Origin of the sequence: Nonomuraea sp. CA-141351, from assembly GCF_050944675.1 — a bacterium.
GTDB lineage: Bacteria > Actinomycetota > Actinomycetes > Streptosporangiales > Streptosporangiaceae > Nonomuraea.
This window is the reverse complement of record NZ_CP191982.1, coordinates 6633926-6656384: the sequence shown is the minus strand read 5'-3', so window position 1 is coordinate 6656384 and position 22459 is coordinate 6633926. Positions and strand designations below refer to the sequence as shown.

Sequence of the window (22459 nt, the reverse complement as noted above, 5' to 3'; positions counted from 1 at the left end):
GCGGGCGAGTTACGGAGCGTGCTTTGATTCGCGGCGTGTCGCGAGTGTTGTTGATCGAGGATGACCCGGCCGTGCGGGAGGGCCTTGAGCTGGCCCTGGCCCGGCATGGGCACCGGGTGCGCGCGGTCGAGTCCGGCGAGCAGGGCCTGGACCGGCTGCGTACGGACCTTCCCGATGTCGTCGTGCTCGATCTGATGTTGCCTGGCATGGACGGGTTCGAGGTCTGCCGCCGCATCCGGGCCGTCGGTGAGGTACCGATCATCATGTTGACAGCGCGCAGCGACGACATGGACGTGGTGGCCGGGTTGGAGGCGGGCGCCGACGACTACGTGGTCAAGCCGGTGCAGCCCAGGGTGCTCGAGGCACGCATTCGCGCGGTGCTCCGGCGGATCGGCCGGGACCAGGCGGAGCTGGAGCGGCACGGGGACCTGACCATCGATCGGGCCGGGCTGGTGGTCGCCCACCGCGGCGTGCCGGTCAGCCTTGCCCCGACCGAGCTGCGCCTGCTGCTCGAGCTCTCCGGCACGCCGGGCCGGGTGCACAGCCGCCAGCAGCTGCTGGAGTCGGTGTGGGAGCATGGCTATTTCGGCGACTCGCGTCTCGTGGACGCGTGTGTGCAGCGGTTGCGCGCGAAGATCGAGGACGATTCGGCGGCGCCCGTCTACGTGCAGACGGTGCGTGGGTTCGGGTACCGGTTCGGGCCGGTGTGAGCCGCCGATGGCACCTCGGCCGAGCCTGGGGCTGCGTGCCCGGCTGCTGTTCGCGTTCGCACTGCTGTGTGTGGTCACCGCGGCGGCGGTAGCCGGCGGGATCTACGTCGATGCCCGCAACGCCATCCTGCAGAGGACCCAGGATGCCGCGGTGCGGGCGATGACAAGCCGCCTGGAGGAGCTCTTCCCCTTGCGGAACCCGGCGCCGGGCCCGGCCGAACTCGGAGAGATCGCCGCCACCGTGACCGACGGGAACAGCTCCGCGGTCGCCTTCTACCACGAGCTGCACTCGCCGACCGGCCCGCCGCCGGGGCTCGAAGCGCCCGGCATGAACCCGCTGGTCCTGGATCCCAGGGCGATTCCACCGGAGCTGCGGCGAACGGTGGCCGGCGGCGAGGTCGCGTGGCAACGCGTGGTGTGGCAGGGCGCGCCCTTCTTGGTCATCGGCACGCCGTTGCTGATCGCCGACCCGGGTCAGCCGACGCGGATGTCCGGCATCGAGGTCTACGCCGCGCGTAGCCTGCTTCCCGAACAGCGCAGCATCGACCGGCTCGCCGCACGCGCCTGGCTGACCGGCGGGGCGGCCCTGGCGTTCGCGGTCGTCCTGGCGTTGCTGGCCACCCGTGGCGTGCTGGGCCCTGTGCGCGAGCTCGGCCGGGCGGCACGCCTGCTGGGCCAGGGCGAGATGCGGACCAGGATCGCGGTCCACGGCTCCGATGAGCTGGCCGACGTGGCACGCACGTTCAACACCACCGCCGCGGAACTGGAACGGCACGTCAAGCAGCTGCGCGAGATGGAGGCCGACGCCCGCCGGTTCGTGGCCGATGTGTCCCACGAACTGCGCACCCCGCTGGCCGCGCTCGCCGCGGTCGCCGACGTCCTGGAGGACGAGGCGGACCGCCTGCCCGAGCCCGCCGGCAGGGCCGCCAGGCTGGTCAGCCAGGAGACGCTCAACCTCACCGCTCTGGTGAACGACCTCATCGAGATCAGCAGGTTCGACTCAGGCGTCGCGGCCCTGGCGCCGAACGAGGTCGACGTGGCCGAACTCGTGCGCGCGACCCTGCGTGTCCGGGGCTGGTCGGAGTCGGTGCACACCGAGCTTCCCCCCGGGGTGACGGCGCGGCTGGACCCGCGCCGAGTGGACGTCATCCTCGCGAACCTGGTCGGCAACGCCCTGCGGCACGGCGAGCCACCGGTGTCGGTACGGCTTCGCGCCGACGCGGACTGGATCTCTCTCGAGGTCCGCGACCACGGACCGGGGCTGGACGAGGCCGTGCTGCCGCACGTGTTCGACCGGTTCTACAAGGCCAGCGCGGCCAGGGCCAGGTCCGAGGGCAGCGGCCTGGGCCTGGCCATCGCGCGGGAGAACGCGCGTCTGCACCGGGGCGACCTCACCGTCAGCAACGCCCCGGACGGTGGCGCCATGTTCACGCTGCGCCTGCCACGCCGGGCACACGATCCGGACGGAGGCCCCGAGTGAGGACCCGCCTGGCCCGCCGCATGCTCGCCGCGGGCCTCGCATCGCTCGTTGCCGTGGCCGGCTGCGGCGTGCGGCCCAGCGACGTCGTCCGCGCCGGCGACCCGCCGAGCGGAGGCGTCGCACCCACCATGGCGACCACCCTCTACCTGGTGAAGAGCGGCCGGCTCAGCGCGGTGACGCGGCCCCGTGGGCGTCCCATGTTCCTCACGGACACGCTCGCGCTGCTGGCAGCCGGGCCCACCGTGATGGAACGGGCGGACGGATTCACCACCGACGTCCCGCCCGAAGCCGGCCCGTTCGAGGTGACCGCCAAGCCGGCCGGCGACTTGGAGGTGACCCCGTCCATTCCGGCCGGCGAACTGTCCAAACTGGCCGTCCAGCAGATCGTGTGCACGGCCGCCGCCACGGCGGCGGAAAGCCCTGCCCGGGTCACCGTCGTCGGTGCCGAGCAGGGCTTCAGCCCCCGGAACTGCCCGGGGTAGACGACCAGCCGGGTGCCCGGGAACGACGCACCGCCGGCTCCTTCGAGGTCGGGACGCTCGACCGCTGGCCCGCCGCGTCACTTCAGGCACCAGGGGGCGACCGCTCCGAGGCTGAGCCCGATCACCTGCCGGGTGCCGTGACGGGCCGCGTCGCCCGACAGTGCCGGATCCTGGCCACCGGCGTCGCCGAGCACGTGGAGGCGGCCGAGCCGCTCGAACGCCTGTGCGCGCAGGTCGCCACCGTCCGGGACCACGACGACATCGACGCCACGGCCTCGGTCAACTTGTCCACGGCCGCGACGGTATTCGGCGGCGGATGCGCGTGAGGTCACTGCCGGCGCCGCCGATCGGCGGACGGGCCGGCTGTCAGCGGCGCAGGGCGGCGGCGAGGTCGTCGAGGTAGTGGGAGACCGGTCCCAGGGTGAGCAGCCCGCTGCCCGCCCCGGCCAGTTCCGCCGCGGCGGGCGCGAGCGCGGAATGGGCCCGCTCCATCGACTCCCGGTCGCCGACCGCGACGGCGGCTCGCGCCACCAGACACCACATGGCCTCCAGCAGCAGGTCTCGGGGCGGGTCAGGGATGTGGCGCAACTTCGCCGCCGCCTCATCTCGGCGGCCCTGGGCGAGCAGCACCACGGGACGCACCCACGGCTCGTAGGGTCCGAACCCGGCGCCCTCGTCCGCCGATGCGGCCCGAGGAGGCCGAGCGGGTTGTGCGTGGCCGCGCAGGCGCAGGCACAGCAGCGCGAGCGGCAACAGTCCGCGCTCGAGCCCCGGCATACCGGCGCCGTCGAGCCGGGCGGCGGCGGCCCGATAGGCCGACTCGACGTCCTCCACCGGCGCCTGCCCGGTCGCGTCGAGCCGCAACGCTCGGTACCACTGGGTGAAGACGCTCACCAGCGGCAGCTCGTACCGCTCGGCCAGGCGGTCGGCGGCGCAGGCGTGGGCGTCGGCTCCGGGGAAGTCCGCGAGCGCGCAGCGGGCTTGGAGACGGATGAGGTGCCCGAGAACCTCGTAGGTGGCCAGGGCATGCCGAGCCGACAGGGCGACCAACTCGGCGCCGATCGCATCCCGGTGCACAGCCAGCCCCGCCCGGTGGAACGTCTGCATGAACACGGCATTGAGCGCGAACGCCAGCAGCCTAGGATCGTCCAGCCGGCGTGCCAGCCGTTCCGCCTCCCGGGCGGCTTGTGGGCCGCGCGGCGAGTGGGTGCCCCGTGACTCCAGTCCGATCGTGGCCAACAGGCGAGCTCGCGCCGCATCATGCGCCCCCGCCGGGAGGGCGGTGGCCGGCGGGAAGGCTGCCAGGGTGGTCAGGGCGCGTTCGGCTGCCGCGATCACGTGCGCCGCCTGGTCCGGGTCGTCGAGGCGGGTCCAGATCGCCGGAACGTCGTAGGCGCCGATGACGCGGGCCGTCAGCTGCGCGTCGCCCAGTTCCTCCGCCGCCGCGATGGCAGCCACCCGGTGCTCGCGAGCCGCCTGCAGACCACCGCCCCCGGTCACCGCCAGGCCGCGCATCAGCGTCACCGTCGATTCCAACCGGGCCCGCGCACCCCGCGGCGCGCTGCGGTCGTAGGCGGCGGCCGCCCGCGCCCACACCGTCTCGGCCGCCCCCGGCTCCGCCGCACGCGATTCGGCCGCACGCGATTCGGGCGCACCTGATCCGGACGTACTCGAGTCGGACGCGGCCGAGCCGGATGCGGCCGGGCTGAGGTGGTCGGCGTGGTGGAGGATGTCGCTCTCCAGGCGGCGCAGCGCCGGCCCCGGGTCCACGCCCAGGTGCTCGGCCAGCAGCGTACGCGCCCGGCGTAGCACGGCGAGCGCGTCGCCCTGGCGCCCGGTACGGTACAGCGCCAGGGCCAGCAGCCGCCAGCCCTCCTCCCGCCATGGGTGATCGGCCACGTGCGCGTCCAGATCCGGCACCGCCGCCCCGGCAAGCCCCAGGGCCAGCCGGGCCTCGGCTCGGCGTTCGACGGCGTGCAGCCGCAGCTCCGTCAGCCGGGAGCGCTCCGCAAGGGCCCAGGGCTCGTCGGCGAAGTCGGCGTAGGCGGGCCCGCGCCACCATCCCAGCGCCTCCTCCAGTCGCTCGAGGACCTCCTCGGGCGGTCCCGCGGCGGCCACCGCCCGTTCGAAGCGCCAGGCGTCCACCGTTTGCGGCTCGGCGCGCAACGCGTACCCAGGGCCCTCGGTGACCAGCAGCCGGGCCGGGGCTCGGGGCGGGCGATCCGGCTCCAGCGCCCGGCGCAGGGCCGCAACGAACGTGCGCACCGCGCCCACCGCATCGGCAGGGGGATCCTCCCAGAGGTCGGCCACCAGGCGGGAGACCGGGACCACGCGCCCCCGGGCGGCGATCAGCCGGGCCAGCACCGCACGATGCCGCGGCCCCTTCAAGCCGATCGCACGCCCGGCGCCGTCCCAGGCCGCCACCGGCCCCAGCACCCCGAACACCACCCGCACTTCCTGCTCACCCCCAGGTCACGGTAGCGCGCTCATCGGATGCTCATTCACGCCCGGCACGCTGGAGGCAGAACGCCGCGGAGCCGTAGGTGCGGCGGCAGTGCGCCACGCCGTACGCACAGCCTTCACGCCGCGCGGCGCCAGTGCCCCTACACCTACGCGCGGCCCCGCATCCCGTGTACGGCTGGGCCCAAACCGGCCCAATCGACCCAAAAAGAAAGAACGCCATCATGGTCATCGAAGGCTTCACCTATCACCGCGTCCCCGTCGGCGACGGCGTGTCGCTCAGCGCGGCCGTCGCCGGCGAGGGCAGCCCGATCGTGCTGCTGCACGGCTTCCCGCAGACCCACCTCATGTGGCGGCACGTCGCCCCCGAGCTGGTGGCGGCCGGCCACACCGTCATCTGCCCCGACCTGCGAGGCTACGGCGCCAGCGACAAACCCGCCGAGACCGGCCCCGACACCTACGCCAAGCGCACCATGGCCGCCGACATCATCGCCCTGGCCCGCGCATTGGCCCACGAGCGCTTCGCCCTGGCCGGGCACGACCGCGGCGCCCTGGTCGCCTTCCGTGCCGCGCTCGACCACCCCGCCGCGATCACCCACCTGGCCTGCCTGGACGTGCTGCCGACCCTGGACATGTGGGAGGCGCTGCACGGCGCCGCCGCGGCCGTCGGTTTCCACCTCTACCTGATGGCCCAGCCGCCCGGCCTGCCCGAGCGGCTGATCGCGGCCGACCCGGACGCCTTCTTCGGCCACTTCCTCGACGCCTGGACCGGCGACCCGCAGGCGATCCCCTCCGACGTCCGCGCCGCGTACCTGGAGGCCTGCCGCGACGCGATCCCCTCGATCGTCGCCGACTACCGCGCCTCGGCAGGCATCGACATCGAGCACGATCAGGCCGACCAGGACGCGGGAAATCGCCTGCGGATGCCGGTGACGGTGCTCCAGCAGGACTGGGGCGCCGCCCTCGGCTACGACGCGGCGGCGCTGTGGCGGGCCTGGGCGCCCGACGTCCGGCATGGCACCGTCGGCTTCGGCCACTTCATGGCCGAGGAAGCCCCTGCCGGCATCGTCAAGGCCCTCCGGGAGCTGCTCGAGCGCTGAAAGTTCACACCCGTACGACGTGCGCATGGCAAGGAAGCAGCGCGTCGAACCATTTGGCGCGTTGCCGGCACGTCTCGGCGCTCGCCTGCACCGGCAGCAGTTGACTCCCACTGGCGGCAGGGGAGCGCTGACCATCAACCCCTGCCGGCCGCGCTGTCTCAACGAGGGCAAGGACCCGAACGCCGCCACGACACGCGGCCGTGGAAGCCGGGGCCAACTACACCTGCTGAGGCCGCACGCCTAGCAGTCGCCGGTGGGCTCGACGTGCTCGGTGCAGATCACTTGGGCGTTGCTGACCGCCGCCTGGAGCAGGGTGTAGAGGGTCTCGCGCTGGCCGGCGTCGAGCGCGCCGAGCACCTCGTCCTCGACCGCCGCCAGCGCGAGCTCGACCTCGGCCAGCCGCCGGGAGCCCGCCTCGGTGAGCTGCACCACGTGGCGGCGGCGGTCTTCGGGAGCGCGGCGGCGCTCGACCAGGTCCTGGGCTTCGAGGTCGTTGAGCAGGCCGACCACGTTGGTGCCGTCCATCGCCAGCATGGTGGCCAGGGACTGCTGGTTGCAGGCGCCGGCGTCGCGCAGCACGGTCAGCGCGACGACGTGGCGGGGCCGCAGGCCGAGGGGGGCCATCACCGACTCGGCGCGCATGCGGATGCGGCGGGAGAGGTGGTCGAGCAGGGGGCCCGAGAGGTGCGCCGTTTGGTCTGCGGCGGGCGCGGAGGTCATGACGTCAGTCTACGGCTTGGCAGAACCATCCATGTGGTGGTAATCATTGATGTGCCACAAACGATTTATTGAGGAAGAACGATATGGCACATCTTCTCCACATCGACTCGAGCATCCAGGGCGAGCGCTCGACCAGCCGCAAGCTCACCGCGCAGGCCGCCGCGGTCTGGCGGTCGGCACACCCGGGCGGCACCACCACCTACCGCGACCTGGGCCGCGACCCGCTCCCGCACCTCGACGCGGCGGGCGGTCTGGCCCGGCTGGTCCCGGCCGGGCAGCACACCTCCGCCCAGGCCGCCTCCTGGGAGCTGACCGAGCAGCTCGTCAACGAGGTCAAGCAGGCCGACACGATCCTGCTGGGCCTGCCGCTCTACAACTACGCCGCGCCCAGCAGTGTCAAGGCGTGGGTGGACCACCTCATCGCCCCCGGGCTGGCGTTCGACCCCGAGACCGGCACCGGGCTGCTGGCCGGCAAGGAGTTCATCGTGCTGGCCAGCCGCGGCGGCGGCTACGGTGAGGGCGCCCCACGTGAGGGCTGGGACCACGCCGGGCCGTGGCTTCCCCACGGGCTGTCCATGGTGGGGCTGACGCCGCGGTTCATCACGGCCGAGCTGACGCTGGCCGGGGTGAACCCGGCGATGTCCGATCTGATCCCGCTGGCCGCCGAGAGCCTGGCGGCGGCCCAGCGTGAGATCGACACCCTGTGGCGGGCCAAGGTGCCTGCCTAGGCTCCCGCCAGATGGGAGCGGAGCGTGCCGGTGAGCGGCCCGCGGTTCTCGCAGTCGATGAACGCGAAGCAGCTCGCCGGCCGCTCCGCCTCCTGCGGGCTCACGCCCTCGAAGCACCGCCCGAAGTCCGCCACCAGCGGCCCGGCCGACAGGGGCACCCCTACGAGAACGGGTCGAAGGTGGGGAACCCCTTGTCGAACATCCGCCGCGGAAACACGCCGACCCGCTCCTCTATCTCTCCTGGCGCAGGGGCGCGGTGCTGCCGCGGATGAGCAGCCGGGGCTGGAAGCGCACGTCGTAGCCGCCGGACTCGCCGTTCATCAGCGCCCACAGCCGCTCCCACGCCTGCCTGCCCAGCTCGTTCTTCGGGATCGACGCCGTCGTCAGCGGCGGCGTGGTGTAGCGGGCGAAGGCGATGTCGTCGAACCCGGTCACCGACACGTCGGCGGGCACCCGTACGCCGAGCTCGTGCAGGCCGGTCAGCGCGCCGGAGGCCACCATGTCGTTGAACGCCACCACCGCGCTCGCCCCGCAGCCGGCCACGGCGCCCGCCGCGGCGTGGCCGTCGTCGAACATCGACCCGCACGCCAGCTCCGTCAGCCGGAAACCGGGCTCCCCGGCCGCGGCGGCGCGCAGCGTGGCCAGCCGCTCGGCGTTGCTCACGCTGCCCTCTGGACCGGCCAGATAGGCCAGGTGGCGGTGGCCCAGAGTGGTGAGGTGGGCGACGATGGCGGCCATGCCCGACGCGTTGTCGACCGTCAGCGACGGCGCGCCCGAGCCCGGCACGTCCCGGTAGACCAGCACGAACGGCGCGAGCCTGGCACGCAGCTCGACCAGCCGCTCGTCGGAGGCGCGGGGCGAGGCCAGCACGAGCCCGTCGGAGTTGCGCCGGGCCTCCAGCGCCAGCACCGTCTCCTCCTCGGGGTCCTCGTTCGACTCGGCCACCAGCAGCCGCCGCCCGGCCTGGCCCGCGGCCTGGCTGAGCCCCCGCAGCACGCCCTGGAACAGCGGATTGGCCAGGTCGGGCACGATCAGCGACACGTTGCCCGTCCGGCCGAGCGCCAGGCTGCGGGCCGCCACGCTCGGCTCGTAGTCCAGCGCCCGCGCGGCCGCCCGCACGCGTTCGGCCAGCTCCGGGTTGACCGTGGTCGAGCCGTTCATCACGCGCGACACCGTGGCCCGCGACACCCCGGCCGTCTCGGCCACCCGGCTGATCGTCGCCGGCCCCGCCGGCCGCGGCCCGCGCCGCCCCGGCCGGTGGACCGGCTCCTCCTGATCGGCGTCTCCGGTGCTCGCCCTCATCCGCTCTCCCTGCACGCTCGGGCCCCTCCCTGCATGCACTCATTCAAGCGCCCCCGGCGACCGGTCAAAGCCGCTATGGCGAGGGATGCAGACCCTCGTGCTCGACCGACCAGTCCGCCGGGAAACCGGGCGCCGGCGGGCCGCCCTCCCAGCCGGCGGCCATGAGCGCCACCGCCGCCAGCAGGCCGCCGTTGCCCGGCAGGTAGACCGGCAGCGTGTCGGTCTGCCGGTTGTGGCCGTTGGGCAGGTAGGCGTTCTTGGCCACCGGCATGAGCAGCGTCTCGACGGCGGTCTCCGGCTCGCCCAGCCGGGTGGCGGTCATGGCCATCGCCGGGTAGTCCCAGCCCCACGTGGTGTCCCATTTCCAGCTCGCCAGCACGTTCCGAAGCGTCGCCCGCATCGTGGCGGGGTCGATGAGGCGGGTCGGCGGGACGAAGCCGAGCGCGTACAGCATCGACGGGTGGTCGTCGGGCACCGTGTACGGCGGCGCGTCCATCGCCGCGTACACCCCGCCGCGCACCCGCGGACGGCGCATCCCCTCGGCCACCTCCGCCCAGGACGGCTCGGGCGGCAGGTCCAGCAGGCGGCGCCACCGCTGCGCCACGCCCAGCGCCCACGACCAGTACGCCAGCTCGAACGTCGGGTCGGCCGCGCTCGCCCGCACGGACGCGTACGACTCCTGCGCCGGCACCAGCGGCGGGCCCAGCGCGTACCCGCCGGGCCCCTTGATCGCGAAGGAGGCCATGAACGCGGCCGTCTCCAGTACGATCCCGGCATACCGCTCCAGCGCGTGGCGGGTGCCGCGGGCCCGGCGCACCAGCTCGGCCAGGAAGATCGGGTGCGGCTGCTGCCACACCAGGAACGGCCCGATCGGGCTGGGACTCTCCCGCCCGTCCGGACCCACCTGCTTGGGCCAGCGTGCACCCGCGCACCCCTGGGAGCGCGCGGTCCCGCGGGCTCGCGGCAGCGCGGAGGCGTACCAGGCCAGGCTGCGCTCCAGCAGCTCGGACCGCCCCCACAGCGGGAAGTGCGCCGCGTGCCACCAGTGCATCTCCAGGTGGAAGCGACCCCGCCAGCTGTTGGCCATCAGCCCTGTCTCAGCCGGGGGAAGCGAGCCCGCGCAGTGGATCGCCGTCAGGTACTGCGACAGCACCACCCTGCGCTCCAGCTCGCCCGCCCGCTCGTCGCGGCTGCCCGACAGGTCGACGGCGCCGCCCGTGCTCCAGAACCGCGCCCAGTGCCGCGCGGACGCCGACGCCACCTCCTGGAAGGCGAGCGGCTCAGCGTTGAAGGCGATGACCAGCTCGGCGGCGGTGGCCTCCGGGAAGGTGATGCGGAACTCGTGCGGTCCGGCCTCCGTCACCTGCCCGTTCGTCGCCACCTTGACGTGGTAGGCGGTGTCGTCGAGGACGCGCTCCACCGTGAACCCACCCCGCGAGGGCCGCAGCGTCGAGGAGTGCGCCTCGGGCCGATCCCAGTCGGCCGCGTTGCCCCAGGCCTGCGACCCGTACGGGAACGCCAGCCGCACCGACGGCCCGCCCGCCGGCAGGCCCGACTCCAGCCGCACGGCCAGCACGTCCCGCTCGGGATGGCAGGCGGTGACGACCCGCACCGGCGAGCCGCGCAGCCGGTAGCGGCTGGTGATGGTGCCGCTCCACAGATCCAGCCGCTGCCGGACGTCGCTCACCTCGGCAGGTGTCACATCAGCGAGCCCGATCCGGCCCAGGTCGAGCCGGTGCGGGTTGGCGCGCAGCCACGACTCGGCCGCCGAGGCCGGCGCCTCGCCCGCGCCGCTCAGGTCGCCGCGCATGTCCACGTACGGCACCGGCCCGCGCGGCGTCTCATAGGCGCGCACCGTCTCGGCCAGGTCGTACGAGCCGGGCACGCTGTGCCAGCCCCACGAGGACATGGTCGCCAGCAGTGTGCCCGGGCCGGTGCCGGTGCGGTCCTGGACCGGGTAGCGGTCGGGGAAGGTCTGCAGCCCGGTGACGTCGACCGTGCAGCAGAACTCCCCGTTGCCGACCGACAGCGGCGACCGCGGCAGGATCCCCGTCACCTCGACCGCGTGCCGGTCGGCGAGTGCGCGGCGGTCGATCATTGCTTGATCGCCACCTGGACCTGCTTGATGAAGTCCGCCGCCGCCTCGGCCGGCTTCTGCCGGTCGAACAGCACCTCGGCGTTGACGCGGTCGAGGATCTTCGGCGTGTCGGTGGACCCGGTCGGCCCGATCACCAGCGGCGGCCCCGCCTTCGGCGTCAGCTTGTCGATGAACTGCGCCTGCGCCTTCTCGTCCTCGCCCAGCACGCTCTGAATGCCGGCGCGGACCTCGGAGTTGGCCGGCATGCCCCGGTCAGCCAGGATGATCTTCCCGGCGTCGACGCTGTTGACCAGGAAGTCGAGGAACTTGGCGGCCTCCTGCGGGTGCTTGCTGCGCGCGTTGATGCTGTAGATCTGCGAGGCCTGCAGCCACATGCCGGGCCGGGCGCTCTCGCCCGGCAGCCGGATCAGCTTCAGCGGCTGACCGGAGGCCTTGCGCAGCGCGGTGAGCTGGTTGCTCCAGTCGAACTGCATCGCGGCCAGGCCCCGGCCCATCAGCGACTGCTCGGGCGCGGGCTGGGTGATCAGCTCGGCCGTCTGCGAGGCCGGCGGGGTCGCCCCGGCATCGCGCAGCTCCAGCGTCATGGTCCACCAGTCGACCAGCGTCTGCCGGCCGATGCCGACCTTGCCGTCGGCGGTGTAGAGCGCCTCGCCGCGCTGGCGCGAGTACGCGTCCAGCATGTCGGTCCTGGTGGGGTCGGCCAGCGCGAAGGTGCCCTTGGGCACCTTCGGGGCGATCTCTTTGGCGATGCGCTTGAAGTCGTCCCAGGTCCAGGTGTCCTCGTCGGGCAGTTCGACGCCCGCCTTGTCGAACACCGCCGGGTTGACCACGACGGCGATGGCGTTGACGCCGGTCGGCACGCCGTACTGGACGCCGTCGAACTTGCCGTTCTCGAGAGCCGCGGCGCCGATCTTGTCGGTCTTCAGGCCGACCTTGGCCAGGTCGAGCAGGGCGCCGCGGTCGCCGTACTCGCGCGGATAGGCGCCGCCGAGCGTGATGACGTCCGGCGCGCGGCCGCCGGCCACCTCGGTGGCCAGCCGGTCGAAGTAGGAGTTGAAGTCGGTGTACGTGCCCTTGACCTTGATGCCGGGGTTCTTGGCCTGGAAGGCGTCGATGACCTTCTGGGTGGCGGCCGCCCGGTCGTTGTTGCCCCACCAGCCGAAGCGCAGCTCGACGGTGCCGTCGTCGCCGCCGGACGAGCCAGAGCAGGCCGAGGCCGCCAGCACGACGCCGGCCAGGCAGAGCGCCGCTAGTCTCCTTGGCATGAGCCAGTCTCCTTAAAACGTTTTAACGGAAGACATTATTTGAAGCCGGTCGTGGCGATGCCCTGAGTCAGGTAGCGCTGGCCGGCCAGGAAGAACCCGAAGATGGGGACCAGGCCCACGATCGACATGGCGAACAGCTGGCCCCAGTCCGTCTCGCCCTGCCCGTCCATGAACGAGCGCAGCGCGACCGGCATGGTCCACAGCTCGGGGTCGGTCAGGAAGATGAGCTGGCTGAAGAAGTCGTTCCAGGTCCAGATGAAGGTGAACAGCGCCGAGGTCGCCAGCGCCGGCACCGACAGCGGCATGATGATCCGCCAGTAGATCCGGATGTGCCCGCAGCCGTCGATGCGGGCCGCCTCATCGAGCTCCCGCGGCAGGCCACGGATGAACTGCACCATCAGGAAGATGAAGAACGCGTCGTGCGCCAGGAACTTCGGCACCACCAGCGGCAGGTTCGTGTTGATCCAGTCGAGCTGGGAGAACAGCACGTACTGCGGGACGATCAGTACGTGGACGGGCAGCATCAGCGTCGCCAGCATGGCGGCGAAGAACAGGTTGCGGCCCCGGAAGTTCAGCCGCGCGAAGGCGTAGGCGGCCAGCGAGCACGACAGCAGGTTGCCTATCACCGCCAGGATCGCGATCACGGCGGAGTTCAGCAGGTAGTAGTGGAAGGGGTGCTCAAGGGCCGTCCAGCCCGCGGCGTAGTTGCCGAAGTCGGTCTCGGTGGGCCAGATCGACGGGTCGCGGAAGATCGTCTCGGTGGGCTTGACCGAGCTCGACACCATCCACAGCAGCGGATAGAGCATCACCAGGCCGAAGCCGATGAGCAGCACGTGCTTCGACAGCCTTCTAGCTCCCATAGAACACCCACCGCTTGGCGAAGAGGAAGTTGAGCCCGGTCAGCGCGGCGATGACGGCCAGCAGGAACCACGCCATCGCCGAGGCGTAGCCCATGTCGAACGAGCCGAAACCGCGCTGGTAGAGGTAGAGCGTGTAGAGCAGGGTGGAGTCCGACGGGCCGCCCTGCCCGCCGCTGATCACGAACGCCTGGGTGAAGCTCTGGAAGGCGCCGATCATCTGCAGCACCAGGTTGAAGAAGATGATCGGGGTCAGCAGCGGCAGCGTGATGCGGAAGAACCGCGACACGGTGCCCGCGCCGTCCACCTGCGCCGCCTCGTAGTAGGAGACGGGAATCTGGCGCAGCCCGGCCAGGAAGATCACCATGGGCGCCCCGAACGTCCACGCGTTCAGCACCACGAGCGTGCCCAGCGCGAAGTCGGGGTGGGCCACCCAGCTCACGCCCTCGACGCCGGCCATCGACAGCAGCTGGTTGACCAGGCCGTCCTTGCCGAAGATCTGCCGCCACAGGATCGCGATGGACACGCTTCCCGCCAGCAGCGACGGCAGGTAGTAGATCGAGCGGTAGAAGCTCAGCCCGCGTACGCCGCGGTTGAGCACGAGTGCCAGCGCCAGTGCCAGCGCCAGCTGGACGGGCACCGACACGAACACGTAGATGAAGGTGACCAGCAGTGACTTGTGCAGCCGCGGGTCCTCCAGCATCTCGGCGTAGTTGGCCGGCCCCAGCCATTCGGGCGGCTTGAGCAGGGTGTACTCGGTGAACGACAGATAGAGCGAGGCCAGGATCGGTCCCACGGTGAAGACGGCCATGCCGATGAACCACGGAGTGAGGAAGAGGTAACCGATCCGGTCGGCCTTGTCGAAACGTTTGCTCATAAATCACCCTTCGCCGGTTGCGCGAGGCGGGGTTGAGGGGGGAACAAGCATCGTCCGGCTTGTGAGTAACCAGTTTCTAACAGAGCTGACATTGGGTGTCAACGCTCAGTGAGCGAAGCGTTGAGCTGGGTGAACATCGGAGGTAAGCGGACTCGGCAAACGGTTGCATCGAGATCTGAGAAACCGGTATCTTACGCGACTCCCAAAACGGCCCGGCGGTGTCGGCGGCCCTCCCGGAGGATGAAGCGATAGACTTCTATCGGTTTGACGGCGACGGTCCGATCCTCCGAGGAGCTGGCATGAGCGAGCCTGTGACCCTGCCCCTGTACATGCGGCGCGACGCGTTCGACCCGGATCCCGAGCTCACCGCGGCGCGCGACGAAGGGCGCATCCGCAAGGAGAGGACCCCGTTCGGCCTCGACGTGTGGATGGTCAGCCGCTTCGCCGACGTCAGGGAGGTGCTCGGAGACTCCGCGCGCTTCAGCAACGCCCAGCGCAACGTCTTCAGCGTGGCCGGCATGCCGGCGCTGAGCGACGAGGAGATCAAGAGGCTGCGGGCGGGCAACCTGCTCTCCTTCGACCCGCCCGAGCACACCCGGCTGCGCAGAATGCTGACGCCCGAGTTCACCATGCGGCGGATGCGCCGTCTGGAGCCGCGCATCAAGGACATCGTCACCGAGCACCTCGACGCCATGGAGGCCGCGGGCCCGCCCGCCGACCTGGTCTCGGCCTTCGCCCTGCCGGTCCCGTCGCTGGTGATCTGCGAGCTGCTCGGCGTGCCCTACGCCGACCGGGCCGACTTCCAGCGGCGCACCGGCAAGATGCTGGACATCTCGCTGCCCATGGAGGAGCGCAGGGCGGCCCAGCTCGAGTCGCGCGCCTACATGGCGGAGCTGGTCGCCCGCACCTGGGCCGAGCCGGGCGAGGACCTGCTCGGCATGCTCGTGCGCGAGCACGGCGACGACCTGAGCACCGACGAGCTCATCGGCATCGCCGGGCTGCTCCTGCTGGCCGGCCACGAGACCACCTCCAACATGCTCGGCCTCGGCACCCTGGCCCTGCTGCGCCACCCCGACCAGCTGGAGCTGCTCAGGAAGGAGCCCACCCGGATCAACGCCGCGGTGGAGGAGATGCTGCGCTGGCTCAGCATCGTGCACTCGGGCACGTTCAAAGTCACCACCACCGACGTCGAGGTGGCCGGACAGCGCATCCCGGAGGGGGAGCTCGTGGTGTGCGCGCTGCCCGCGGCCAACCGCGACCCGGCGTTCATCTCCGATCCCGACCGGCTGGACATCGGCCGCGGCGACATGGGGCACCTGGCCTTCGGCCACGGTGTGCACCACTGCCTCGGCGCGCCGCTGGCCAGGATGGAGATGCAGATCGCCTTCCCCGCCCTCTTCGAGCGCTTCCCCGGCCTGCGTGAGTCCGGGCCGCCCGCGGAGTTCCGCTCCTTCACCATCGTGTACGGGCTTCGCTCGCTCCAGGTGGCCTGGTGAGCGGCTGCTAGCGTTACGGATCGTGCACGAGCAGGGACAGCGAGCCGACGCGCAGCGCAACTCCGACAAGATCATCCGGGCCGCGATCGCCATCCTGCGCGAGAGCGGCCCCGCGCTGTCCCTCGACGAGACCGCCCGGCGCGCCGGGATCGGGATCGCGACCGTGTACCGGCGCTTCGGCGACCGTGACGGAGTGATCAGGGCCGCCTTCGCGACATACTTCGCGGAGGAGGTCGAGCCGCTCGCGCTGGCCGCCCGCGACGCCGCCGATGCCGGGAGCGCGCTGAACGAGGTGCTGGCGGCCACGGTGGAGACCCTGGCCGCCCACCACGGGCTGCTGCGGGCGGCGCACGAGTCGGGCGCGATCACGGTCGACATCGCCGAACGCTTCATGGGCCCGCTCGGCGAGGTGCTGTCCAGAGCCCAGCGGGAGGGTCAGGTGCGCGCCGACCTGGTCGTGCGCGACCTGGCGGCGATCGTCGTGATGGCCCTGTCCACCGTGCACCCGCGCGACCCCGGACACGCCGACCCGCGCCGCTACCTGGCGCTGCTGCTGTCCAGCCTCCGCCCCTCGCCCGGCGAGCTGCCCGCCCCGTCCTGCTCGTGAAGGGACGGCCAGGGGCGACCCCCTGACCGTCCCTCCGCGCTGCTCAGAACCCGCTGCCCTGGATGCCGGCCGACGCGGCGGTCGCCACCGCCACCACCGTGAACAACGCGACCATCAGGGTCAGAACGAATCGACGCCAACGAGTCATGGCACGCCTCCTTCCGGGTCGGGGGATCGACCCACCCCCGTATTCGCCGCACCGGCCCCGGCGGATCACGCCTTCGGCGAGGTGACCGATGCCTGGCCGCCGGATGAGGAGGACCGGACTGCCCGTTTTGCGCGGGCGCCCGCCGGGGACGTCAGGCGTTGGGGCAGCGGGGCGGGGCCGTGCCGTAGGCGTACTGGAGGAAGTCGACCAGGACGGCGGGCCAGGAGTTCCAGTCGTGGCCGCCCGTGCCGTAACAGTAGCGATGGCGCACACCCAGGCCGGTGAGGGTCTGGTCGAAGGCGGCGGCATACGAGCCGAGTATGGCCTCGTTGACCCCGTTGGCCTCGGTGTTCTCCGGGGACGTGGTGCTGTAGCCGCACTCCGAGGGCGCCGGGTCGTCGCCGTCACCGAGCACGTACGCGCCCGAGGAGTCGCGCGGCAGCGCCTTGCATCCGCCCGCGTACAGGCCCAGCCTCCCGCTGAACGGCGCGTACTTGCCCTGCGTCACCAGCACCGCCGGGTCCGCGGACGGCCAGTCGTAGCCGCCGGAGGCGCTGGTCGTGTGCGGGCCGAACAGGGTGTCCAGCCGGTACACCAGCTGCTCCTGCTGGTCGAGCACGGGCAGCCCGTTCGCGTACTTGTTGACCCGGTAGGACCCCAGGTCCAGCAGCGTGATCGCGGCCCCGGCCTGCCACATCGAGTCGGAGAGCGTGCGCTGGGCCGGTTCGGCCCGCAGGTCGATGCCCGGCGAGAAGGCGCCGATGACGGAGAACACGTCGGGGTGCGCGGCGGCGTACTTGAGCGTGCCGAACCCGCCCATCGACAGCCCGGCCAGCCCCCGCCCCGACCGGTTGGCGATCGTGTTGAAGTTGGCGTCGATCCACGGGATCAGCTGGGAGATGTGGTACGTCTCCCACTTGGGTGCGAAATATCCGTCGGTGCGCCCGGCCCAGTCGCTGTACCAGCCGGCCATGCCGCCGGTCGGCATCACCACGATGCCGTCGTAGGGATGGCCGGGCGTGGTACGGATCAGGGACACAAGGTCGGCCTTCGTGGTCCATTCGTCGTAGTTGTCGCCGCCGCCGTTGATGAGGTAGAGCGAGCGGTAGCGGATGCTCCTGGCCGGGTCGTACCCGGGCGGCAGGTAGACGCGGACGGTGATCTCGTGGGCGAGCGGATCGATCGCCGGGGTGCCGCCGGCCGCCTGGAAGATCGCCGTCGAGGTCATGGTGACGTCGCGCAGCTCGGACCCGTCGCTCTGGGGCCGGCGCTCGACCCGCAGGCAGGTGATGCCGTGGCCGTCCGGGTGGGGGAGCGTGGCCGAGCACGTCTCGGCGTACGCCGTCGCCGTGGGCGCCACGAGCGCCGCGGCGAACAGCAGGAGCACGGCGGCTAACCGTCGCATGGCATCTCCTCCGCGCAAATGCTTGCTTGGTTACGAGGCGTCCCGATCATGGCACCAGGCATCGGCGGTCACGTCAACATCCGCCGCATTGACAGCCAAAACAACCAAGCGCATGCTTGGCGGCATGGTCGAGTCCAGGAGATCCGGCAACACCCTGACCCCCGCAGGTCAGACCCGCCGCACCCTGCTCAAAGGGGCCGCCGTCGCAGGTGGCGCCCTGGTCACGGGCACGGCGCTGGGCAGCGCGCCCGCCCGCGCCGACACCGAGTACGACGTCGTGGTCGTGGGCGCCGGCGCCGCCGGGATGACCGCGGCGCTGACAGCCGCCAAGCGCGGGCTGCGTACGATCGTGCTCGAGAAGGCCCCCACGTTCGGCGGCTCGGCCGCCCGGTCGGGCGCGGGCATCTGGATCCCGTGCAACGAGGTCGTCCTCGCCGCCGGAGTGCCGGACACCCCGGCCAAGGCCGCCGCCTACCTCGCCCGCGTCGTCGGCGACACGGTGCCCGTCGAACGGCAGCGGGCGTTCCTCACGGCCGGGCCCGCCATGATCTCGTTCGTGCTGCGGAACAGCCCGCTGCGCTTCCGTTTCATGGAGGGCTACGCCGACTACTACCCGGAGTTCCCCGGCGGGATGCCGAACGGGCGCTCCATCGAGCCCGCCCAGCTCGACGGCAACATCCTCGGCGCCGAGCTGGCCCGGCTCAACGGCCCCTACATCCCCACCCCGACCGGCCTGGTGGTCTACAGCGCCGACTACAAGTGGCTCACGCTCGCCGCGGTCAACGCCAAGGGCCTCGAAGTGAGCACCGCGTGCCTGGCGCGGGGCACCGAGGCCGCGCTGCGCGGCGAGAAACCGCTCACCATGGGACAGGCCCTGGCCGGCGGGCTGCGCGCCGGGCTGCTCACGGCCGGCGTCCCGGTGCTGCTGAACACCCCGCTGCTCGACCTGACCATCGAGTCCGGCCGCGTCACGGGCGTCGTCACGCCCGGCGGAACGGTCAAGGCCCGGCGCGGCGTGATTGTCGGCTCCGGCGGATTCGAGCACAGTGGGGCCATGCGCGCGGAGTTCCAGCGCCAGCCCATCGGCACGAGCTGGACCATCGGCGCCAAGGAGAACACCGGTGACGGCATCGAGGCCGGCGAGCGCGCCGGGGCGGCGCTCGACCTGATGGACGACGCCTGGTGGGGCCCGGCGATCCCGCTGCCCGGCCAGCCGTACTTCTGCCTGGCCGAACGCACGTTGCCCGGCTGCATCCTGGTCAACGGCAACGGCGTGCGCTTCGTCAACGAGGGCGCCCCCTACAGCGACGTCGTCCACGTCATGTACGACCGCAACACCCCGGCCGCGCCCCACATCCCCGCCTGGCTGATCGTCGACCAGAACTACCGCGACAAGTACCTGTTCCGGGACGTCGCGCCACTGCTGCCGCTGCCCGACGCCTGGTTCGACAGCGGCGCCGCGTACAAGGCGTGGACGATCGAGCAGCTGGCCCAGAAGATCGGCGTCCCGCAGGCCGCGCTGCGCGGCACGATCAACCGGTTCAACGGGTTCGCGGTGACCGGCAAGGACCTCGACTTCCACCGCGGCGACAGCGCCTACGACCGCTATTACGCCGACCCGCTGGTCAAGCCGAACCCGTGCCTGGCGCCGCTGTGGCTGCCGCCGTTCTACGCGTTCAAGATCGTCCCCGGGGACCTCGGCACCAAGGGCGGGATGCGCACGGACGCTCGCGCGAGGGTGCTGCGGGTGGACGGCTCGGTCATCCCCGGCCTGTACGCCGCGGGCAACGCCAGCGGAGCCGTCATGGGCCACAGCTACGCCGGCTCCGGCTCCACCATCGGACCCGCCATGACCTTCGGCTACGTGGCCGCCAACGACATCGCCGACACCCCTTAATGCGTTTGCGGGCGCCCCCGCGGCAGAGCACCATGGCGGAATGCGCTTCTCGATCAACATCCCGAACTTCGGGGACTTCGCCGACCCCCGCACCGTCGCCTCGCTGGCCGTCGCGGCGGAGCGGGCGGGCTGGGACGCCCTGTTCGTCTGGGATCACGTCGTCCACGTCAAGAGCCGGCGGCGCACGTTCGGCGACCCTTGGATGCTGCTCACGGCGGCGGCGATGGCGACCACCCGGATCAAGCTCGGCACCCTGGTCACCCCGGTCGCCCGGCGGCGGCCGCAGCAGCTCGCCCGCCAGGTCGCCACGCTCGACGTGCTCAGCGGCGGGCGGGTGATCTTCGGCGCGGGGCTGGGCGGGCCGATCGAGGACGAGTACGGCAGCTTCGGCGAGCCCACCGACCCGGTGGAGCTCTCCGAGCGCCTCGACGAGGGGCTGGACCTGCTGTCCCGCTACTGGACCGGCGAGCCGGTCACCCATCACGGACGGCACTACCAGGTCGAGGACGTCGCCCTCCTGCCCCCGACCACGCAGCGCCCCCGCCCGCCCGTCTGGATCGCCGGGTTCTGGCCGAACCGCAAGCCGATGCGCCGGGCCGCCCGCTGGGACGGCGCGGTCCCGCTGTTCGGGCCGGGCTCACACGGATACGGCCCGCCCGCCGACCAGGTCCGCGACCTGGTGGCGTACCTCCGCGAGCACCGCCAGGACGACAGGCCCTTCGAGATCGTCGTCGGCGGCGTCAGCCCGGCCGGCGGATCCAAGGCGCGCGACCTGCTCGGCCCGCTGCAGGAGGCCGGGGCCACCTGGTGGGACGAGCGGCAGCCCATCGACAGCCCCGACAACGAGCGGCTCACACCCGTGCTGCGCCGCGTCGAGCAGGGCCCACCGACGGTCTAGGGAGTCTCGGCGGTCTGCCATGATTCAAGCGCATTAAGTGATCAACGCTTGAAGGAGTTCCCCCTTGGACCGCAGACGCTTTCTCGCCCTGACCGGCGCAGCCGGGCTTGCCACTGTGGACTTCGCCCGCCCCGCTCTGGCGGCGAGCTACCCGTTCGCCACCGCCGGCGTCCCCGACGAGCTGAAGACGAAGATGGGCGAGCTGGCGCCTTATGGCATCACGGCTGCCGCGTTCACGCCGTCCGGCGGCTGGGTGATCGTCACCCAGGACGGGCGCTATTTCGCCCGCGGCGTGCCCGACGCGTGTTTCGCCGAACTGGGCAAGATGGTCAAGGCGGGCGGGAAGATCCACTGCGTGGCCTTCCCGCCCGAAGGCGGCGATCGCTGGGTGATCACCGGTGACAAGGGGATGTCCGCGCGCGGCCTGCCCGAGGAGTGCCACCAGCGCGTCAGCGACAGCTACGCCGCCGGCCGCCAGGTCCTGCACGTCGCCTTCCCGCCGGCCGGCGGCAACCGCTGGGTGGTGGCCGACACGCAGGGCTTCTACGTCCGGGGCATCGACGACGAGTGCTACCAGATGATGCGGAACCTGACGCAGGGCGGACGCCGGGTGACCCGAGTCGCCTTCCCCAAGGCGGGCGGGTGGACGATCGTCGCTCAGGACGAGTTCTACGCGCGCGGCGTCGACGACGCCTGCTTCAAGCAGATGAACGCCCTCGCCGCCGACGGCTGGCAGCTGCACGACGTGGCCTTCTCACCGAGCGGCGGCTGGACGCTGAGCTCGCGCGGCAAGGTTCCCGCGCTGCCCGCCGACCGGGCGCGGCAGGTCGAGAACGCGGTGGGCGGCGCCACCATCTGGCAGCGGATGAGCGCCTGGAAGACGCCGGGCGTGGCCGTCGCGGTGGTGGTCGGCAACAAGATCGCCTGGTCCACCGGGTACGGCTGGCTGGAGGCGGGCAGCGGCGCCGCCGCCCATCCCGAGACCGCCTTCCAGGCCGCCTCCATCAGCAAGGCCGTGGCCTCGGTCGGCGTGCTGCGCCTCATGCAGACGCTCAAGCAGCCCCTGACCGGCGACATCCGCCCCTACCTGGGCTGGACGCTGCCGCGCCGCTCCTGCGTCTCCGCCACGGGCGTGCCCACCATCGACCGCCTCCTGACCCACCGGGCCGGCGTCATCGGCCGCGGCTCCACGTCCCCTTCCGGTGCCTGCTCCGGCTTCGACTCCGGCGGCGGCGGCTTCGCCGGCTACGGCCCCGGCGCGACCGTGCCCACGTTGCTGCAGGTCATGAACGGCGAGGGCAACTCCCCGAAGATCGAGCTCACCACCGACCCCGGGGCCGAGTTCCACTACTCAGGGAGCGGCTTCGTGCTCCTGCAGCGGATGGTGGAGCAGAAGAGCGGCCTCACGCTGGCCCAGTACATGGACAAGGAGGTGTTCGCGCCGCTCGGCATGAAGAACAGCTCGTACGCGCCGTCGCCCGGCTTCGAGCTGGCCGCCGGCCACACCGCCACCGGCGCCGTGATCCCCGGCAAGCGCAACCGCTACCCCGAGTCGGCCGCCGCCGGCCTCTACACCAACGTCCTCGACCTGTGCCGCCTGGTGTCCTACCTCAACAAGGCATGGACCGCCTCCGGCGACATCGCCGGACCGCTCACCAAGGCCTCCGTGCGCACGCTGCTCACCCGTGGCCCCGAGCCCACCATGGGGCGCGGGTTCTTCGTCGCCGGCTCCGGGACGAAGAACTTCTCCTACACCCACGACGGCTCCAACTACGGCTTCAAGTCCGTCTTCAAGGGCTACCCGGAGCTCGGCGCCGGCTACGCGGTCCTGGCCAACGGCAACAACATGAACGTGGTCAACGAGATCGCCGCGGCCATCCGCTCGGTCTACGGCTGGGCCTGACCCAAGCTCCGCGGCCACTTCCCCGG

At 71.9% G+C, this 22459-nt stretch carries 20 protein-coding genes; 11 read left to right on the top strand and 9 right to left on the bottom strand.

The features are described 5' to 3' along the window. Positions 1 to 35: 35 nt before the first annotated feature. The 4 genes from ACQPWU_RS31625 to ACQPWU_RS31610 all read left to right on the top strand — a co-directional run bounded on the left by ACQPWU_RS31625 (position 36) and on the right by ACQPWU_RS31610 (position 2998). The gene (locus tag ACQPWU_RS31625) at positions 36 to 710 is read left to right on the top strand and encodes a response regulator (protein WP_433428054.1); all 675 of its coding nucleotides are present in this window, start codon (positions 36 to 38) and stop codon (positions 708 to 710) included. Between the two features lie 7 nt (positions 711 to 717). Next, positions 718 to 2190 carry an ATP-binding protein gene (locus ACQPWU_RS31620; RefSeq protein WP_433428052.1) on the top strand — a complete coding sequence of 491 codons (1473 nt, stop codon included), beginning with the start codon at positions 718 to 720 and terminating at the stop codon, positions 2188 to 2190. Further along, positions 2187 to 2672 carry a hypothetical protein gene (locus ACQPWU_RS31615; protein WP_433428050.1) on the top strand — a complete coding sequence of 162 codons (486 nt, stop codon included), beginning with the start codon at positions 2187 to 2189 and terminating at the stop codon, positions 2670 to 2672. The genes ACQPWU_RS31620 and ACQPWU_RS31615 overlap by 4 nt, the downstream gene beginning before the upstream one ends. A gap of 137 nt (positions 2673 to 2809) precedes the next feature. After that, the gene (locus ACQPWU_RS31610; RefSeq protein WP_433428048.1) at positions 2810 to 2998 is read left to right on the top strand and encodes a hypothetical protein; all 189 of its coding nucleotides are present in this window, start codon (positions 2810 to 2812) and stop codon (positions 2996 to 2998) included. 40 nt (positions 2999 to 3038) lie between these two features. Here ACQPWU_RS31610 and ACQPWU_RS31605 read toward each other — a convergent pair whose 3' ends face one another. After that, positions 3039 to 5126, bottom strand: coding sequence for a BTAD domain-containing putative transcriptional regulator (locus tag ACQPWU_RS31605; protein ID WP_433428046.1), 2088 nt, complete (start codon positions 5124 to 5126; stop codon positions 3039 to 3041). Between the two features lie 230 nt (positions 5127 to 5356). On the opposite strand from ACQPWU_RS31605, the gene ACQPWU_RS31600 reads away from it, so the two are divergent. After that, positions 5357 to 6232, top strand: coding sequence for an alpha/beta fold hydrolase (locus ACQPWU_RS31600; RefSeq protein ID WP_433428044.1), 876 nt, complete (start codon positions 5357 to 5359; stop codon positions 6230 to 6232). Between the two features lie 240 nt (positions 6233 to 6472). Here the strand turns inward: ACQPWU_RS31600 and ACQPWU_RS31595 are convergent, their stop codons facing one another. Next, a complete protein-coding gene (locus ACQPWU_RS31595; protein WP_433428042.1) occupies positions 6473 to 6952 on the bottom strand; it encodes a MarR family winged helix-turn-helix transcriptional regulator in 480 nt (159 codons plus the stop codon). An 83-nt stretch (positions 6953 to 7035) separates the two neighbouring features. Between ACQPWU_RS31595 and ACQPWU_RS31590 the strand changes: the two genes are divergently transcribed. Then, positions 7036 to 7680, top strand: coding sequence for an FMN-dependent NADH-azoreductase (locus tag ACQPWU_RS31590; RefSeq protein WP_433428040.1), 645 nt, complete (start codon positions 7036 to 7038; stop codon positions 7678 to 7680). Here the strand turns inward: ACQPWU_RS31590 and ACQPWU_RS31585 are convergent. The 6 genes from ACQPWU_RS31585 to ACQPWU_RS31560 form a co-directional block, all read right to left on the bottom strand. Then, positions 7677 to 7838, bottom strand: a complete 162-nt coding sequence (locus tag ACQPWU_RS31585; protein ID WP_433428038.1) for a hypothetical protein — start codon at positions 7836 to 7838, stop codon at positions 7677 to 7679. The two genes, ACQPWU_RS31590 and ACQPWU_RS31585, sit on opposite strands and share 4 nt — an antisense overlap. Before the next feature lie 73 nt (positions 7839 to 7911). Further along, positions 7912 to 8982 carry a LacI family DNA-binding transcriptional regulator gene (locus tag ACQPWU_RS31580; protein ID WP_433428036.1) on the bottom strand — a complete coding sequence of 357 codons (1071 nt, stop codon included), beginning with the start codon at positions 8980 to 8982 and terminating at the stop codon, positions 7912 to 7914. Positions 8983 to 9055: 73 nt separating this feature from the next. Beyond that, complete coding sequence (locus ACQPWU_RS31575; RefSeq protein WP_433428034.1) at positions 9056 to 11080, bottom strand: hypothetical protein; 2025 nt, start codon at positions 11078 to 11080, stop codon at positions 9056 to 9058. Continuing rightward, positions 11077 to 12345, bottom strand: coding sequence for an ABC transporter substrate-binding protein (locus tag ACQPWU_RS31570; protein WP_433428031.1), 1269 nt, complete (start codon positions 12343 to 12345; stop codon positions 11077 to 11079). Before ACQPWU_RS31570 ends, ACQPWU_RS31575 begins: the two co-directional genes overlap by 4 nt. Before the next feature lie 35 nt (positions 12346 to 12380). Beyond that, positions 12381 to 13205 (bottom strand): carbohydrate ABC transporter permease, encoded by an 825-nt coding sequence (locus tag ACQPWU_RS31565; RefSeq protein WP_433428029.1) that lies wholly within the window; start codon positions 13203 to 13205, stop codon positions 12381 to 12383. Continuing rightward, positions 13195 to 14079 carry a carbohydrate ABC transporter permease gene (locus ACQPWU_RS31560; protein WP_433428026.1) on the bottom strand — a complete coding sequence of 295 codons (885 nt, stop codon included), beginning with the start codon at positions 14077 to 14079 and terminating at the stop codon, positions 13195 to 13197. Before ACQPWU_RS31560 ends, ACQPWU_RS31565 begins: the two co-directional genes overlap by 11 nt. Positions 14080 to 14378: 299 nt before the next feature. Here ACQPWU_RS31560 and ACQPWU_RS31555 point away from each other — a divergent pair, with 299 nt between their 5' ends. Beyond that, positions 14379 to 15575: a cytochrome P450 gene (locus ACQPWU_RS31555; protein ID WP_433428023.1), complete on the top strand. Its 1197-nt coding sequence runs from the start codon at positions 14379 to 14381 to the stop codon at positions 15573 to 15575. 22 nt (positions 15576 to 15597) lie between these two features. Continuing rightward, the gene (locus ACQPWU_RS31550; RefSeq protein ID WP_433428021.1) at positions 15598 to 16182 is read left to right on the top strand and encodes a TetR/AcrR family transcriptional regulator; all 585 of its coding nucleotides are present in this window, start codon (positions 15598 to 15600) and stop codon (positions 16180 to 16182) included. A gap of 299 nt (positions 16183 to 16481) precedes the next feature. Here the strand turns inward: ACQPWU_RS31550 and ACQPWU_RS31545 are convergent, their stop codons facing one another. Next, a complete protein-coding gene (locus ACQPWU_RS31545) occupies positions 16482 to 17735 on the bottom strand; it encodes an alpha/beta hydrolase (RefSeq protein WP_433428019.1) in 1254 nt (417 codons plus the stop codon). A 124-nt stretch (positions 17736 to 17859) separates the two neighbouring features. Here ACQPWU_RS31545 and kstD point away from each other — a divergent pair, with 124 nt between their 5' ends. From kstD to ACQPWU_RS31530, 3 genes are all read left to right on the top strand, one after another. Next, the gene (kstD, locus tag ACQPWU_RS31540; protein ID WP_433428016.1) at positions 17860 to 19632 is read left to right on the top strand and encodes a 3-oxosteroid 1-dehydrogenase; all 1773 of its coding nucleotides are present in this window, start codon (positions 17860 to 17862) and stop codon (positions 19630 to 19632) included. 40 nt (positions 19633 to 19672) lie between these two features. Further along, entirely contained in the window at positions 19673 to 20530 is an 858-nt protein-coding gene (locus ACQPWU_RS31535) for an LLM class flavin-dependent oxidoreductase (protein WP_433428014.1), read from the top strand. Between the two features lie 64 nt (positions 20531 to 20594). After that, positions 20595 to 22433, top strand: coding sequence for a serine hydrolase domain-containing protein (locus ACQPWU_RS31530; RefSeq protein WP_433428011.1), 1839 nt, complete (start codon positions 20595 to 20597; stop codon positions 22431 to 22433). Positions 22434 to 22459: the final 26 nt, after the last annotated feature.

Coding starts and splice junctions, on each gene's coding strand:
- kstD (WP_433428016.1), top strand. CDS start 17,860: ATGGTCGAGTCCAGGAGATCCGGCAACACCCTGACCCCCGCAGGTCAG.
- ACQPWU_RS31555 (WP_433428023.1), top strand. CDS start 14,379: ATGAGCGAGCCTGTGACCCTGCCCCTGTACATGCGGCGCGACGCGTTC.
- ACQPWU_RS31600 (WP_433428044.1), top strand. CDS start 5,357: ATGGTCATCGAAGGCTTCACCTATCACCGCGTCCCCGTCGGCGACGGC.
- ACQPWU_RS31595 (WP_433428042.1), bottom strand. CDS start 6,952: ATGACCTCCGCGCCCGCCGCAGACCAAACGGCGCACCTCTCGGGCCCC.
- ACQPWU_RS31560 (WP_433428026.1), bottom strand. CDS start 14,079: ATGAGCAAACGTTTCGACAAGGCCGACCGGATCGGTTACCTCTTCCTC.
- ACQPWU_RS31535 (WP_433428014.1), top strand. CDS start 19,673: ATGCGCTTCTCGATCAACATCCCGAACTTCGGGGACTTCGCCGACCCC.
- ACQPWU_RS31580 (WP_433428036.1), bottom strand. CDS start 8,982: ATGAGGGCGAGCACCGGAGACGCCGATCAGGAGGAGCCGGTCCACCGG.
- ACQPWU_RS31575 (WP_433428034.1), bottom strand. CDS start 11,080: ATGATCGACCGCCGCGCACTCGCCGACCGGCACGCGGTCGAGGTGACG.
- ACQPWU_RS31545 (WP_433428019.1), bottom strand. CDS start 17,735: ATGCGACGGTTAGCCGCCGTGCTCCTGCTGTTCGCCGCGGCGCTCGTG.
- ACQPWU_RS31620 (WP_433428052.1), top strand. CDS start 718: ATGGCACCTCGGCCGAGCCTGGGGCTGCGTGCCCGGCTGCTGTTCGCG.
- ACQPWU_RS31590 (WP_433428040.1), top strand. CDS start 7,036: ATGGCACATCTTCTCCACATCGACTCGAGCATCCAGGGCGAGCGCTCG.
- ACQPWU_RS31570 (WP_433428031.1), bottom strand. CDS start 12,345: ATGCCAAGGAGACTAGCGGCGCTCTGCCTGGCCGGCGTCGTGCTGGCG.
- ACQPWU_RS31565 (WP_433428029.1), bottom strand. CDS start 13,205: ATGGGAGCTAGAAGGCTGTCGAAGCACGTGCTGCTCATCGGCTTCGGC.